Raw genomic sequence first — 14350 nt, forward strand, 5'->3', positions numbered from 1 at the left:
CGGAGGTATCGCGTGACGTTTGAAATTGTTTCCGAAACCCGCAGCCATGGCGGCGTGCAAGGTGTCTATTCCCACGCTTCCGAGGCGACCGGCACGGATATGACTTTTGCCGCGTTCGTGCCCGGTCATCGGCCGGGCGAGACGTTACCGGTGCTGTGGTATCTATCCGGCCTCACCTGCACCCATGCCAATGTCATGGAGAAAGGCGAATATCGCAGCGCCTGCGCCCGGCACGGCATCATCTTGATCGCGCCCGATACCTCTCCGCGCGGCGAGCACGTGCCCGACGCTGATAATGAATACGATTTCGGCAAGGGCGCGGGCTTTTACGTCGATGCGTCGCAGGCTCCGTGGGACAGGCATTACAGGATGCGCAGCTATATCGAGCAGGAATTGCCCGAACTCATCGCGGAGCGTTTCCCCGCCGATATGCAGCGCCAGTCGATCATGGGCCATTCGATGGGCGGGCACGGCGCGCTGACTATCGGCCTGCGCAACCCGGACAGGTTCCGGTCGATCAGCGCATTCTCTCCCATAGCCGCGCCGTCACAGGTGCCGTGGGGCACAAAGGCTCTCGGGCGGTATCTGGGACAGGATCAGGCCGCTTGGCGCGAATACGATGCCACATCGCTGGTCAAAGACGGCGCGCGCCACGACCACATTCTGATCGATCAGGGCACGGCCGACAACTTTCTGGAAAAGCAGCTTAAATCGGAAATATTCGTTTCCGCCTGCGAAGATGCGGGATTGCAGCCGGAGGTGCGGATGCAGGACGGATATGACCATTCATACTTCTTCATCTCGACATTCATGGCTGAACACGTCGGATGGCATGCGAAACACTTGAAGCGAGAATGAGAAACGGATGACCGACATACGCTTTCGCCCGCCGTCCGGCGGCCTTGTCCCGCATATGGGCATCACCTTGGTTGATGAGGGCGAAGGCTGGCTGGAGGCGCGAATGCCGATCCTTCAATGCCACCTGCGGTCAGGCGCAAATGCGCTTCATGCAGCGAGCATGGTTGCGTTGGCGGATAGCGTTTGCGGCTTTGCTGCTGGCGAGGTCCTGCCCGAAGGGGCAAAGGGTTACACCACGATAGAGCTCAAATCGAATTTTCTTGCCACCGCAGCCGACGGGGTACTGCTTGCCCGTGCTGGTGCAGAGCATCTTGGCCGCACTACCCAGGTCTGGAAATCAGTCGTCACTCACGAAGAAACGGGACGAAAGCTTGCCCTTTTCCGCTGCACCCAGATGATCCTGTACTGATACTGGCCATACTGCCCAGTTCGCAACGTCACTAACCGACAGGGCAAAAATGGCCGCCAAAAAAACCTAGCGCGCTGGGCACGGCGATGCCTGCGGGCGGGCCGGTAATGCCCAAAACCTCGCCCAGGATCAGCGTATGGTCGCCCGCGGGATGCTGCGCCCAGCGGCGGCATTCAATCACTGCGAGCGCGTTTTTGACAATCGGGATGCCATTGGCGGTCCATTCAAAATCGCCGGCGTTTAATGTGCTGTCGCCGCGCGCGGCATACCGCCTTGCCAGCGCCTGCTGGTCAGCAGACAGAATGCTGAAACCGAAATGGTCTGCGCCTGCATATTCGGCAAACTGGCTGGAGGCGTTTTGCAGGCTCCAGCAGACCAGCATCGGATCAAGCGACACCGACAGCAGCGAATTGATCGTCATGCCGGAAATGCGCGCACCATCATGTTTTTCGCGAGCGCCAAACGACACCACGCACACGCCGGTCGCGAACAGCCCCATGAGCTTGCGAAACTCGGCCGGGTCGACCGGGTCAGGCGATGAATTGTCGGACAAGAAATCAGTCTCCGCGTCGGGACGTAAGGGGCAAACGGCCGCTTAAACCGCGCGTTCCCTTACCGCACAGAATTTGTCAATCAAAGTGCCTCGCCCTTGCCGCAGTTCGGCGGAAATCACAGGCCCCTTTCAAATTCGCTGGATTCGGGCGGTTTCAGGGCACAAGATAGCGGTTCGCGGATTGCTTCAAGAGGACTGGGAGCGTCCTTACCAAATAAGGATCGAAGAGTATGATTGATCGCGTTGGGTCTGCCCTGAAAGATTTCCTTAAACAGGAAAGCGCAGGCGGCATCGTCTTGATCGTCGCCGCCCTGCTTGCCCTCATCATCGCCAATACCCCCGCAGCGCCTGCATATTTCGGCACGCTGGAGACAAAGCTGAACCTGTCTTACGGCAGCTTTGCGATCGATAAGCCGCTGCTGCTGTGGATCAATGACGGGCTGATGGCGATCTTCTTTTTCCTGATCGGTCTTGAGGTAAAACGAGAGGTTCTTGAAGGCCAGCTATCAAGCTGGGACAAGGCATCCCTGCCATTGGTCGCGGCCATTGGCGGCATGGCAATTCCTGCGCTGATCTTTGTCGGATTCAACTGGAATTCGCCCGAGAGCATTGGCGGCTGGGCCATCCCCGCCGCAACCGACATCGCTTTTGCATTGGGTATCCTCTCCCTGCTTGGTCCCCGCGTCCCGGTCGCTTTGAAGGCGCTGCTGCTTGCGGTGGCAGTGATCGACGATATCGGCGCGATCACAATCATCGCGCTGTTTTATTCGGGCGAGCTTAAGATCGACATGCTGATCGGGGCTGGCATCACCCTCGCCGTGCTGGCCGCCATTGGCCGGGCAAAATTCGGATCCCGCATACCCTATGTGCTGCTGACCGTTCTGATGTGGGTCTTCGTGCTGAAATCGGGCGTTCACGCCACGCTGGCCGGTGTTGCCGCCGCGATGTGCGTGCCGATGGTATCGCGCAAAGGAGAGCGCCTGCTGGAAAAAATGGAGCACGGTCTGCACAGCTGGGTCGCGTTCATCATCATCCCCATTTTCGGCTTTGCCAATGCTGGCGTTACGCTGATCGGTCTGTCACCCGCCGACCTGCTTGAGCCGTTACCGCTGGGCATTGCACTGGGCCTGTTGATCGGCAAGCAGATCGGCATTTTCGGCTTTGCCTATATCGGCGTGAAAAGCGGCATGGCGAAACTGCCCGAACATGTGAACTGGCGTCAGATCCACGGGCTTTCCCTGCTCGCCGCGATCGGTTTCACCATGAGCCTGTTTATCGGCAACCTTGCGTTCGCCGATCCGGCGCAGGTCGATGCGGTCAAGCTGGGCGTTCTATCCGGGTCGCTGATTGCGGCGCTGGCCGGGTTCTTCATGCTGAAGGCCGCGCTGCCCGATGCACCGGCACCCGATGCGGCTGACCTGAAAGAAACCGCGCCGGTGGTGACATAGGCATCCTCACCTGATTTTGAGAGAAAGGGCCAGGATGGAACCCCGACAATGCAGCCTGCATGTGAACGACATCGACCTAGTCTGGTTCGAATGGGCGGGCGCGAATGGTAATGACGATGCGCCGCTGGTGTTCGCCCACGCGACCGGGTTTCACGCCCGCGTCTGGGATGCGGTGATTGAGCATTTCGCCGGTCGGCGCGTCATATCCATCGATCTGCGCGGGCATGGCCGGTCGGGCGGCGGCCCGATCACACACTGGCAAAGCGTATCGGATGACGTGAACGCGCTGATCGACCACCTTGGTTTGGAAAACGCAATGGGCATCGGTCACTCCATGGGCGCGCACGTCCTGCTGCAATGCGCGGCTGACCGGACCGGCGCGTTCGCCAATCTGGTGCTGTTCGATCCCGTCATCCTTGCCCCTGAATTCTACGCCCCAGCAAGCCCGCTTTTCACCGCCGACAATCCCCACCCGGCGAGCAGGCGCAAGGCCGATTTTTCATCCCCTGAGGCGATGATGGAACGGTTTCGCACTCGCGATCCGTTCAACCTGTTCGCGCCGCGCGTGCTTGAAGATTACTGCCGGTATGGCCTGCTGCCCTCGGCCACCGGCGAAGGATTTGAACTCGCCTGCGCGCCGCAGATGGAGGCGAGTGTCTATGCCTCCAGCCGCTCCAATTCAGGCATCCTCGAAACCGCAAAGGCCGTGGATACGCCAACGCTGATTATCCGCGCGCAGCAAAGCGATGTGCAAGATTTCAAAGGCTCTCCGACATGGCCTCCGCTCGCCGAGACAATGCCGGCAGGCACTGATCTCGACCGCAGCGACCACACCCATTTTCACCCGTTCGAAGACCCCGCCGATGCAGCGGCGATCATCGAACGGGCAATATCGGGCTAGCCTTAATCTTCCCACCAATAGGCGCGGCGCGTCGACGTGCCGGTTGCGACTTCATTCATAGTTTTCGCATCGTACAGCCGCCCGCCAATCATGACCTGATCGACTTTGTCGGAATTGAGGATATTCTCGCTCGGATCGGCAGACAAGACCACCAGATCGGCGAGCTTCCCGGCTTCAAGACTGCCGATATCCTTGTCCATGCCAAGCGACTGTGCCGACGCGATGGTGCCGGTTTTCAGCGCCTCTACAGCGGACATGCCGCCCCGTGCAAAGCTCCACATTTCCCAGTGTGCGCCGATGCCCGCCTGCTGGCCGTGCGCGCCGATGGACACCTTCACTCCGCGCTGCGCCAGCTTGCGCGCCTCCCGCGCAGCGTCGTCATCGACGAAAGCCCAGTCGGGCGCCTTGGTCCGGCGTCCGCTCGAGGCCAGCAATTGCTTGGGCGGTGTGTGCACCATTAGCGGATGAGCAAAAACGTCGGTCGCCTGACGCCAATAAGGATCGCCCGCCAGACCGCCATAGGTAACGGTCAGCGTCGGCGTGTAATTCGAATTCGACTGGCCGAAGAACTGCAGCACATCTTCGTAAAACACATCACCCGGCACGTTATGCTCAATGGTCGAATTGCCGTCCGCGACGAGGTTCATGTCCATGCCGAACAGCGAGCCGCCCTCCGCGACGACCAGCATGTTTTCCTCCGCTGCGGCGCGGGCAACCATCTGGCGCTGTTCGCGGCGCGGCTGGTTGTAGTTTTTCACCGACATGCCGCCTTGCGCCTTGATCCGGCGGACATGGGCGAGCGCGTCTTCATATTTGTCGATCCGCGCATACACGTTAGGCGATTTCGCGCCGTAAATGATCTCTCCAGTCGAGAAGATGCGCGGGGATAGCAGCTTTCCAGCCTGCTGGCGCTCAGCGGCGGCAAACACCTGGCTTGCCTGGCTGGAGGGGTTATGGATCGTCGTCACACCCAGCGCCAGATCCTGAAGCAGTGTCCAGTTCTGCTGCGGCACCAGATCGCCTGTGCCGTATGGCCCATGCGCGTGGGCATCGACCAGTCCGGGCATGATCGTCTTGCCGCTGGCATCGACCGTCACCGCGCCGCGTGGCACAGCAATCTCGCCCGCCGGACCGATGGCGGCGATCCTGTCCCCTTCGATAATGATCGTGCCGTTTTCAATGTCGCCCGCGTCCTGATCATCCAGCCCGGCAGCCATCGTGAGGATGCGCGCCCCGGTAATGGCGACCGTGCCTGACGGCTTCGCTGCGTTCACCGTAATCGACATCTGGATGCCGGTATCAGGCGGTGAGTAGCCCGCGCCTTCGTCTTCCTCGCCCTTGGGCGCGCTGCGGAAGAAATCGCCGACCTGCGCGCTCATCAATTGCGGACCCATCGACCAGAACAGCGTATCGCCGCCCCGCGCCCAGCCGAGGTAATCCGCCCCGCCGGTGCTGACTTTGGTGACTGGCAAAGCACCGCCTGTCTCACTCACATCAACAGGCTTGCCGCCCGGAATGACCGGCATGGCAAACACTTCGTAATTCTGCCGGAATGCAATCGTTCGGCCATCGGGCGAGATGCGGAAATCATTGGCAAGATCGCCGCGCGCATGGGTGCGCACCGCTTCCCCGTCGAGATTGGCAGAGACGAGCGACAGTTTGCCGTCGCCATAGGTGTTCATGAATATCCGGTCAGAGGCATCGGCGAATTGCGGAGATCCGCCATCGCCGCTGACCTTGGTGGCCTCGCCGCCGCTCACCGGCACGACATAAACGCCGGTATTCTCGGAATATTCCGGCGCAGTCAGATAGCCGCCGCTGCGTTTTTCAAAGGCGATGGTCCGCCCGTCCGGCGAGAACACCGGCACCCGGTAATGGCCCGGCATCGATGTGACGACCCGCGCATTGCTGCCATCGGCATTGGCCACCACAACCTCGCCCAGATCATCATCGCTCCAGCGGACATAGGTGATCCGCGATCCGTCGCGGCTGAATGCCGGGAATGCCTCCACCGTATCGCTGGTGTCGCCCGTCAGGGGACGCGGTGCATCGCGCCCGCGCGCAGATTTGGTGTAGAGCTTTCCGAGAGTTTCAAACACAACGCGGCTGCCATCGGGCGACAGCGTGCCGTATTTGGCCATGCGGGTGGTCAGCCGGTCAGGCGCAACTTCTATGACCGGATGCGGCGCATCGGCAATGCCGCGGGTATCGTTGATGCGGAACGGTATCTCGGCAAAGTTCGAGCCATCGCTGTCGATCCGGTTCAGTTTGCCGCCCGCCCAGAACACGATGGAGCGGCCATCCGGCGTCCAGTCCATGTTCGGATAGACACCGGTCACGGCCCACGTTTCCTGTAGATCAAGGTCGAGCGCGCCATAGATCATGCGCTCTGCCCCGCTGGCCAAATCCTTTACCCATAGCTGGCTTTGATCCTTGTCACGCCGGACAAATGCGATCTCCTTGCCATCGGGGGAAGGCGCAGGGCGAACCGCGCCGCCAAATCCGTCTACCGCTGTCGAAACCTCGCCTGTCTCCAGATCATACTTCTCGATCGCGAAGATGCCGGTTTGGGAGTCCTGCGCATAGATGAAAGTGTTCCCGCCGGTGGTGTTGCGCGTGTAGTAAATCGCGCCGCCATCGGGCGCGAATACCGGCTCACCCAGTTCCTTTTGCAGGGACTCGCTCGCCCGCTCGACCACCTGGACGCCGCCGCCGCCAGAGACGTGATACATCCAGATTTCGCCCGTGCCGAGCGAACGCTGCGTGGTGAAATGTTTCTTCGCTGCAATGAACCGGCCATCGGGCGACCAGGTCGGCTGGTTCATCAAGCGGAAGCTTTCCTTGGTCAGCTGCCGTTTGTCCGAACCGTCCGCCTTCATCACCCAGATGTTGTCGCCGCCGCCCCGGTCAGACGTAAACGCGATGCGCGATCCATCGGGAGAGAAGCGCGGGTGAACCTCCCACGCCAGACCATCGGAGATACGCGTCGGCGTGCCGCCTGTGATCGGCATGGTGTAGATATCGCCGAGCATCGTGAACGTGATTGTCCGCCCATCGGGCGACACATCGACATCCATCCACGTGCCTTCATCGGTCTCAATCGCCACCTGTTGGATCACCGCCCCCTTGGGCGCTTCGATATCCCAGCCCTTATCCTCGGCATCGTGATCATCGGCGAAGGCCGCAGCCGGAATGGCAAGCATCGTGCCTGCAAGCAAAGTGGCGGTGAAATGGCGCATGAATATCTCCCTGTGTTGGCGCGGAAGACTAGCGGCGCGAAACGATATTGCTAGGGCTTGCAGGTAAACATCCGCACGATTGACTTGGCGCCGCGCTTGGTTTCAAACAATCTGGGGAAGCGTTTCGTGTGGGGGACACACAATCGCATATGACATGAAACCGCCGCGCGTGGTGGGGATGGCTGGCACAATCGTGGTCAGCATAAACGGCGTCATCGGTTCCGGAATATTCGCGCTGCCTGCGTTTTTGTTTGCGGCAGCCGGATCGTTTTCACCGATAGCAATCCTGATCTTCGCCTGTCTGTATGGCAGCGCGCTGGCGATCATTGCCAAACTGTCCACCGTGTTCCGGCAATCGGGCGGCGCGCAGCTTTACGCCGAACACGCTTTTGGTCCGGCGGTCGGGTTTCAGGTCGGCTGGCTTTCACTCGTCGCCAACATGTCGGGCGCCGCGGCGAATTTTCACGTGCTGTTGTCATATCTCGCGGCGATCTTTCCGTTCTTTGCCGATCCCGCGATCCGCCTGGCAACCATCGCCATCCTGATCGCGGCGTTCACCGGGCTCAGCATCAGCGGCACCGCGCGATCGGTGGGCGCGGTGGCGGTCGGGACGGTTCTCAAACTCGCACCGATCCTGCTGCTGGTTCTCATAGGCTTCGCCCAAAACGGCGTGCCGACCGAGGTGAGCCTGCCCGCTTTTTCAGAGCTGGAATCGATTGCATTGCTGCTCGCCTTTGCTTTTTCAGGATGCGATATCGCAGTGTATGCCGCCGGTGAGGTGAAGAATCCGCGCAAGACTATCATGCGGTCAATGTTCCTTACGCTGGGAGGCGTGGCGGTCTTTTACGTGCTGGTCCAGTGGGCCTATATCGCGGCAGCTCCCGATGCCTCCGCGCTCGATATTCCGCTCGCCGCTTTGGGCGAGGAAGTCCTTGGCCCAACCGGAAGCCTGATGGTCAGCCTCGCGGCGATTTTCTCCATCGCCACCCTCCAGATCAACATCTTCGTGGCCGTCCCGCGTCTAATCTATGGCATGGCGCGGCGCGGTCTGTTGCCGCATGTTTTCGCATTCGTTTCGCAGCGGTTCAAAACTCCTGCTGTCGCCATCGGCGCCTATGGCGGTGTCATCGCGGCGCTATCGCTGTCCGGCACGTTCGAGATTCTTGCGACATTGCTCGTCAGCGCCGAACAGATCGGTTTCCTTGCCGTGATCGCGGCGTTTGTCACGATGTGGAAACGCGACGACGCCGGCCTGCGCGCGGCAACCGATGCGCGCTGGGCGGTCATCGTGGTGGTGGCGACCGGGTATATCGGCTGGCTGCTGTCACAGCTTTCACTGGAAGATGTGTGGAGAGCCGCCGGCATGCTGGCAGTCGGCCTCGCGCTGTTCTTTCTGGCGAAGCGGGGCGCGGTCAAACAGGACGGAATCGACCTTCCTGAAAGCCGTGAGCAAGGCGCATGAGCGATATCAACGCACCGCCGCGCGTTGTCGGCTTGCCCGGCGCAGTGCTCATCAATCTCAATGGAGTGGTGGGAGCAGGTATTTTCGCACTGCCTGCACTTCTTTATGCGGGAGCGGGTAATTTTTCGCCCTATCTAATCCTGATATTTGCGCTCTTCTACGCCTGTCTGGTTGCTGTCCCTGCGAAACTTTCGACGTTATTCAGGCAGTCGGGCGGCCCGCAGCTTTACGCTCAACATGCGTTTGGCCGTTTTGTCGGCTTTCAGATCGGCTGGTTCACTCTTGCGGGAAACATGGCTGGGCGAGCAGCCAATTTCCATGTGATGGTCGCCTATCTTGCCGCGATTTTCCCGTTTTTCGGTGGGCCGGTGGCGATGCCAGTCACTATCGTCTCTTTGATCGTTCTGTTTGCAGGCATATCCCTTATCGGGATGCGGCGGTCGGTTGGGGCGCTTTGGGTAGGCACATCGATCAAGCTTGCTCCATTGTTGATCCTGTGCGCGGCAGGACTTGCAACAAACGGTGTTCCGACTGACGTCCAATTGCCGCAGTTTTCCGAAATCGAGGCGCTCGCGCTGCTTCTCGCTTATGCTTTTTCAGGGGCTGGCACAGTGACGGTCGCCGCCGGAGAGGTCACGCAGCCGCGCAGGGTGGTTTTTCGATCAATCTATCTGAACCTGGCCATAGTCGCGGCCTTTTATGCGCTTATCCAATTGAGCTATATCGCCATTGCACCCGGCGCAAACACGACCCACAGCCCTCTTGCCGCAGCCGGGGAAGCGGTTCTTGGTGGAGGAGGCGCCTTGCTCATTAGCATTGCAGCCATTTTTTCGATCGGAACGAACCAGCTCAACAGTTTCATCGCCATGCCGCGGATCGCGTATGGGATGGGTCGGCGCGGACTTCTACCGCCTATTTTCAAGCACCTTTCGCCGAGGTTTCAAACCCCTTCGGTCGCGATCATCGTCTACTCCTTGATCGTTATTGCCTTGGCGGTGTCCGGCAGCTTTGCGATCCTCGCGCTTCTGGTCGTATCCGTCGAACAGATCATCATGCTGACGATGGTAGCAGCGCTCATAGCCGTTTGGAGGCGCAATGACGGCGACATCGCAGCGACGATGGACTGGCGCTGGGCCGCGATAATCGCAATTGCGACTGTGATGGTCATCTGGATGGCAATGCAGGTGCCGTTCCAGTCGCAAGTCTCGACGCTGGCCCTCGTGGGTATCGGCATTGTGCTTTATCTGGCATCCGCCTCGGCTTCCCGCAGCGGCGAAGGGGTTTATCTTCCCGGCGAAGAGCCCGCGGGCGAGGCAGACGCCTAACCGAACGTGCCCTTTTTCGGCCCGAGATAACCGAACAGATACGCTGCCACTTTGCGCATCTGGATCTCTTCCGATCCTTCGGTGATGCGGTATCGGCGGTGGTGGCGGTAGATGTGTTCGAACGGGGTGTGGCGTGAATAGCCGATGCCGCCATGCACCTGCATTGCGCGGTCAGCGGCCTCGCACACCAGCCGGTTCGCCCAGTAATTGCACATTGATACCTTGTCAGAAATGCTCCGCTCGATCTCTTCATGCGGCATGTTGTCCATCTCCCACGCCGTTTTGAAGATGAGCAGGCGCAGCATTTCCGCCTGCGTCGCCAATTCGACTAGCGGAAACTGGATCGCCTGATTTTTGGAAAGCGCCTCTCCAAACGGTTTGCGCTTCCGTGCATATTTCACGCTTTCATCAATGCAGAACATTGCCGCGCCGCAGCTGCTGGCAGCCTGCCGGATACGGTTCTGATGGACGAAGCTTTGCGCGAGCGCGAGGCCGCGCCCCTCTACGCCAAGGATCGCGCTGTCGGGCACCCAGACATTGCTGACCGACAGGCGCGGGTGGTCGGTCGGCATGTTAAACGTCCACATCCACTCCTCAATTGTGAGGCCGTCGTTCGGGTTGGGTACTAGGAAGCAGGTAATGCCGCTCGCGCTGCCTGCCTCACCCGCCGTGCGGGCGAACATCGCGCAGTGCGTGGCGGTGTGCATCCCGGTGATCCACATCTTCTCGCCGTCGATCCGCCAGCCATCCACGCCGCCCCTAGTTTCGCGCACGGCGCGGGTTTCCATATGGGTCGCGTCACTACCGTGATCAGGCTCTGTCAGGCCAAAGGCAACGCGGCGCGTGCGTTCGAACCCGCCGGTGATGAATTCGGCTTTCTGTTCCTCTGTGCCCCATTGATCGAACATCGCGACGAACGGGAAATTGCCGACGATCGAGTGTTCGTTCTGGAGGTCATTGTGGAGGCCCAGCCCCTTGCGCGCGAAATGTTCGCGGATGACTGCCATCCACAGGTTCGATCCGTCCTTGCCGCCATATTGCCTGGGCGCGGAAAAACGCCAATGCCCCGCCTTGTCGGCGCGGGCGGTGGCTTCGCGCAGCAGCGCCTCCCACTCCTCGCGGGGAAGGCCGCCGCGGTCCCAATCCGTGCGCGCATGTTCGCGGCGATGGTCGAAGAAGCGGATGTTGTCGTCCTGATTTTCGAGGGGTTTGATCTCGGCCTCGATAAAGGCGTCGAGTTCGCCTAAGTATGCTTGCAGATCGGCGGGAATTGCGAAGTTCATTAGCTCTCTCCGGTCCATTCTTTTCGCGCGGCGGCAAGCGCGGGATATTTGGGTACGTCCACACTCAGTTTGTCGAGCGCGCGCTGACGCAGTTTGGTCAGCAGACCTGAAGATGACAGCGAAACCTCTCCTGCGAAAATAGCATCGGCAAGCTGCAAATCTTCGTGTTGGGGCATAAGCTGATCGTTCCGCGCAATCATGCTCAGCGCGTTGCGCGCAACCGCCAGTTGGAAACGGTCATGCCCTTCCAATCGGTGTTTGATAGTCGCCAGCCATTCGCTGATCGCATTGGCCAGTTCGCCGCTGCTTGCCTCTCCATGCGCGATGAAGTCGCGCGGTACGTCGACGGGCTTTGCGCGCTCTTCATCGGGCGCATCCTCCTCCAAGAGCATCAGCAGGTCTAGTTCTTGCTCGCTGGTGCGGCGCGAGATGACTGTCCGCTCCAGCATCCGGTCCGCACCGCTGCGCCATTGGTCCGCCATCTTGAGGCATCCGAGCGCCCACCAGACCGTGCGGTGGATCAGCCAATAACGGAAGCGTTTGCGGTCTAACGGGCGGCCGCCATTGACCTGATAGGCATCGAAATACGTCTCGAGACTGCCCAGTCCCAGCGCAGGCCGATCATACCGTGCGAACCGCCACACGGCCATGCAGCCGAAGGCGAGGTCTTCGTGGTAGTCGCCAAAATGCGCCAGCTCCCAATCGAGCACGCCTGTCAGCCAGCCATCCTCCGCAAGGAGATTACCCATCCGGTAATCGCCATGGATCAGCACCGGCTCGACCCGATCAAGACAATTGTCCTCCATCCATTTGAGGCCCAGCGCAATGATCGGACGGTCGCCGCCCGCTTCCTCGAATTGCTGACGAAGGTCCGCGATCGCCTGCCGGTAATCCATCACTGGGACGGCATCAGGCACATCGCCCGGTTTCAGGGAATGGATGCGCGCCAGATTGGCCGCGCATTCGGACAGCAGCCGGCCGGGTTCCTCCATAGCGAGGATCTGCTTCGGGTCCGGCGTACCCGGCAATGCGCGCATCACGAAACCGCTGCCGATCCCGTCATCCGGTTCAAGCTCCACGATCACTTCAGGCGCCGTGACACCTGCTGCCCGTGCCGCGCGTATCACTGCCGCCTCGACACCGTGGCCGAACGGGCGATCCGCCATAAATTCGAGACTCGGCGCACGGCGCAGCACAAAGCCGTCACCGCCCGCCTCAAACCGCCAGCTTTCCATCGTCGCCCCGCCCGTCAATCGGGCCAGGCCCGTGACAGGCGAAAGGCCAGCACGGGACATTGCCCGTGCCAGCCCTTCGATCAGTTCGTCAGATGTCGTGCCGCCCATCAGGCGTTATGCGACGACGTTGTCTTTCTTCACAGTGATGACCTGCGGATAGGTGAATTCCTTCAGCCCTTCCGTGCCGTATTCCGCGCCAAAGCCGGACTGCTTGTGCCCGCCGAACGGCGCAAATGGCGACAGGTGGAGGTATTCGTTGATCCACACGGTCCCGGTTTCGAGTTGCTCGGCCATCTCGACCCCTTTGTCCGTGTCAGCCGTCCAGATTGCACCGGCGAGGCCGTATTCGGAATTGTTCGCGCGCTGGATCACCTCCTCCTCGGTTGAGAATTTCATCAGCGGCATGACCGGACCAAACTGTTCCTCGGCCACGATGCGCGCGTCCTCTGGCGGGTTGTCGAGGATTGTCAGCGGCACGAAATACCCCGAGCCTGACGGATCAACATCGCCGCCGGTCAGGAATTTATAGCCGTTATCCTTGGCATCCTCGATCAGTTCGACCACGCGGTCATATTGCTTTTTGTTCTGGATCGGGCCGACTCCCGTGCCCTGCTGCGCGCCGTCGCCGACGGTCACCGTCTTGGCATAATCGGCGATGGCCTGGCTCAGCTCGTCATAGATGTCTTCGTGGATGTAGATCCGCTTTGCTGCGACGCAGATCTGGCCTGCGTTGGAAAAGCTCGACCAGAAGAGTTGCTCTGCGACCTTTTTCGGATCGGCATCGGGCAGGACGATGGAGGCATCGTTGCCGCCCAGTTCCAGCGTGATCCGTTTGAGGTCGGCGCTGGCGCCTTCCATGATCTTTTTACCGGTCGCGGTGGAGCCGGTGAAGGTGATCTTGTCGATGTCGGGGTGCGAGGTGATCATCGGGCCGAGATCATCTTCGCCCGTGATAATGTTGACGACGCCAGCAGGCACCTTGTCCGCGATCAGTTCGGCAACTTTGAGCGTGGTGAGCGGGGTGAAGGGCGATGGTTTGAGGACAATTGTGCAGCCCGAAAGCATGGCAGGCACGATTTTCTGGATCGCCATCATCACCGGGAAATTCCACGGAACGATACCGCCGACAACGCCCACCGGCACGCGGCGGCTGCGATGCAGACGCGTGTCATCGTCCTGCACGATCTCTTCTTCCAGCTCGAGCGTCGATTGCGCAGCAGCCATACCGGCAGCGCCGTAAATCTCGCCCTTGGCCTGCTCGTGCGGCTTACCCTGCTCGGACGTCAGCAGTCGGTACAGTTCCTCCGCGTTTTCCTTGATCGCGCCGGAGATCGCCATGATCGCGGCGCGGCGTTCCTCGATGGAGGTTTTCTTCCATGTCTTGAACGCTGTGCGCGCGCCTGCAACCGCTTTATCCAGTTCGGCTTGGCCGCATGCGGGGACCTGGCCGATCACTTCCTCGGTCGCCGGGTTCACGACATCCAGCCATTCGCCGGTGTCTGTGAGTTCGCCATTGATGAGGTTCTTGTACTGCGTCGCCATGATTGTTCCTCTCTCGAATCTGTTCGCGGGAATTCCCGCTTGCGGCGAAGGTGAACCATCGCACACAAAAATCAATCTCCAATACGGCGTAGACC

General features: G+C 60.3%; 11 protein-coding genes. 6 read left to right on the top strand and 5 right to left on the bottom strand.

Annotation, left to right across the window (positions count from 1 at the left end):
- Positions 1–12 precede the first annotated feature (12 nt).
- On the top strand, positions 13–858 hold the full coding sequence (gene fghA, locus ACGHU1_RS15050; protein WP_390588271.1) for an S-formylglutathione hydrolase: 846 nt from the start codon (positions 13–15) through the stop codon (positions 856–858).
- A gap of 7 nt (positions 859–865) precedes the next feature.
- The gene (locus tag ACGHU1_RS15055; protein WP_390588273.1) at positions 866–1267 is read left to right on the top strand and encodes a PaaI family thioesterase; all 402 of its coding nucleotides are present in this window, start codon (positions 866–868) and stop codon (positions 1265–1267) included.
- Between the two features lie 31 nt (positions 1268–1298).
- On the opposite strand, the gene ACGHU1_RS15060 is transcribed toward ACGHU1_RS15055, so the two are convergent.
- Positions 1299–1820, bottom strand: a complete 522-nt coding sequence (locus ACGHU1_RS15060; protein ID WP_390588275.1) for a flavin reductase family protein — start codon at positions 1818–1820, stop codon at positions 1299–1301.
- Positions 1821–2050: 230 nt separating this feature from the next.
- Between ACGHU1_RS15060 and nhaA the strand changes: the two genes are divergently transcribed.
- Positions 2051–3268 (top strand): Na+/H+ antiporter NhaA, encoded by a 1218-nt coding sequence (gene nhaA, locus ACGHU1_RS15065; RefSeq protein WP_390588276.1) that lies wholly within the window; start codon positions 2051–2053, stop codon positions 3266–3268.
- A 34-nt stretch (positions 3269–3302) separates the two neighbouring features.
- Entirely contained in the window at positions 3303–4169 is an 867-nt protein-coding gene (locus ACGHU1_RS15070; protein ID WP_390588278.1) for an alpha/beta fold hydrolase, read from the top strand.
- Positions 4170–4171: 2 nt separating this feature from the next.
- Here the strand turns inward: ACGHU1_RS15070 and ACGHU1_RS15075 are convergent, their stop codons facing one another.
- Positions 4172–7408: an amidohydrolase family protein gene (locus tag ACGHU1_RS15075; protein ID WP_390588279.1), complete on the bottom strand. Its 3237-nt coding sequence runs from the start codon at positions 7406–7408 to the stop codon at positions 4172–4174.
- 154 nt (positions 7409–7562) lie between these two features.
- On the opposite strand from ACGHU1_RS15075, the gene ACGHU1_RS15080 reads away from it, so the two are divergent.
- Positions 7563–8870 (top strand): APC family permease, encoded by a 1308-nt coding sequence (locus ACGHU1_RS15080; RefSeq protein WP_390588281.1) that lies wholly within the window; start codon positions 7563–7565, stop codon positions 8868–8870.
- Entirely contained in the window at positions 8867–10195 is a 1329-nt protein-coding gene (locus ACGHU1_RS15085; protein ID WP_390588283.1) for an APC family permease, read from the top strand. The genes ACGHU1_RS15080 and ACGHU1_RS15085 overlap by 4 nt, the downstream gene beginning before the upstream one ends.
- On the opposite strand, the gene ACGHU1_RS15090 is transcribed toward ACGHU1_RS15085, so the two are convergent.
- Genes ACGHU1_RS15090 through ACGHU1_RS15100 form a run of 3 tightly spaced genes read right to left on the bottom strand, consistent with a single transcriptional unit; the run spans position 10192 to position 14255 of the window.
- Positions 10192–11478: an acyl-CoA dehydrogenase family protein gene (locus ACGHU1_RS15090; RefSeq protein ID WP_390588285.1), complete on the bottom strand. Its 1287-nt coding sequence runs from the start codon at positions 11476–11478 to the stop codon at positions 10192–10194. The genes ACGHU1_RS15085 and ACGHU1_RS15090 overlap by 4 nt on opposite strands.
- Positions 11478–12821: a phosphotransferase family protein gene (locus ACGHU1_RS15095; RefSeq protein ID WP_390588287.1), complete on the bottom strand. Its 1344-nt coding sequence runs from the start codon at positions 12819–12821 to the stop codon at positions 11478–11480. The genes ACGHU1_RS15090 and ACGHU1_RS15095 overlap by 1 nt, the downstream gene beginning before the upstream one ends.
- A 6-nt stretch (positions 12822–12827) precedes the next feature.
- Complete coding sequence (locus tag ACGHU1_RS15100) at positions 12828–14255, bottom strand: aldehyde dehydrogenase family protein (protein WP_390588289.1); 1428 nt, start codon at positions 14253–14255, stop codon at positions 12828–12830.
- Positions 14256–14350 lie beyond the last annotated feature (95 nt).

The sequence above is a fragment of the Erythrobacter sp. MTPC3 genome, assembly GCF_042854385.1.
Taxonomy (GTDB): Bacteria; Pseudomonadota; Alphaproteobacteria; order Sphingomonadales; family Sphingomonadaceae; genus Erythrobacter.